Source organism: Micromonospora sp. MP36 (assembly GCF_008119785.1).
GTDB lineage: Bacteria > Actinomycetota > Actinomycetes > Mycobacteriales > Micromonosporaceae > Micromonospora.
Map to the genome: position 1 here is coordinate 1 of NZ_VSFA01000264.1, position 1,190 is coordinate 1,190.

Here is a 1,190-nt window from a genome sequence, read left to right on the forward strand (position 1 = left end):
TTGCCTTTCTTGCGGCCGGCTGACTGGGCGTCGATCGGACAGAACTTGGCCCAGGACACCAGGTGCGCGGCGGTGGGGAAGACGGCCATGTTCACACCGATCTCGGCGATGATCTCCTGTGCGGAGCGCACGCCGACACACGTGATCTCATCCAGCTTCTCCACCGTCTGTGCGAAAGGGGCGATCATCTCCTCGATCCGGGCGTCCAGGTCAGCGATGTCGGCGGCGATGGCGTCGATCCGGCGCAGCATGGTGGCGCAGATGAAGGCGTGATGATCGCCGAAGTGGCCGGTCAGTGCTTCCCTCAGTTGGGGAATCTTGCGGCGCATCGAGCCGTTCGCCATTTCGGCGAGGACCTTCGCGTCCCGCTGACCGTCGATGAGCGCCTGCAGCATCTGCCGGCCCGACACCCCGTGCAGGTCACTGATCACCGAGGTGAGTTTGATCTGCGCGTCTTCGAGGGTCTTTTCCAGCCGCTGCTTCTCCCTGGTCTGCTCCCGCACGAGGCTGCGCCGGTAGCGGGTCACGTCACGCAGTTGCCGGATCGGCTTGGGGTGCACCAGGCTCGGCTGGCACATCCCCCGCTCCACGACCTTGGCCAGCCATACCGCGTCCAGCCGATCGGTCTTGGGTCTGCCCGGCACGTTCTTGACATGCCGGGCGTTGAGCAGCCAACAGTCGAAGCCCTCCGCCTCCAGCAGGTAGAACACCGGCTTCCAGTAATCCGACGTGGACTCCATCGCCACCAGCTCGACCCGCTCGACCCGCAGCCAGTCCGCCAACTCCAACAACGCAGGCATCACAGTCGTGTACTCCCGGACCTCCTGCACCCGCCGGTCCCGCCGGCTCGCGTGGGGCACCCGCACGCACGCCACCAGACCAGCCTTGCCGATATCGATCGCGCACACCCGCGCGACGACCTGCACCGGCTCCTCGGTGATCTCCTCCACAGCTACCACCTCTCACCCGCACGGGCCTGACCAGGCGGTCACCCGCAGAAGCGTTGCGGGGCAAGGACAGAGGCGGACTCGCGTGCTCGAAGCAACAATGCAGGGCCCCTAGATCACGCTCCCAGCGTCAGACTGTTTGACGGGCACGAAGCACCAAGCACTCTCGACGTCAGCGGGTGACCACCCCCGATTTTCACGCACGTACGGGCGTCACGACAGAGTCATCGGGGACTGTTTGGC

The 1,190-nt window shown here is 65.5% G+C and carries 1 protein-coding gene; it reads right to left on the bottom strand.

Translation table 11 applies throughout. From position 1 onward, the window contains the following. The coding region (locus FXF52_RS41075; protein ID WP_187414032.1) for an IS110 family transposase at window positions 1–950 on the bottom strand (950 nt) is incomplete at its 3' end. Window positions 951–1,190 lie beyond the last annotated feature (240 nt).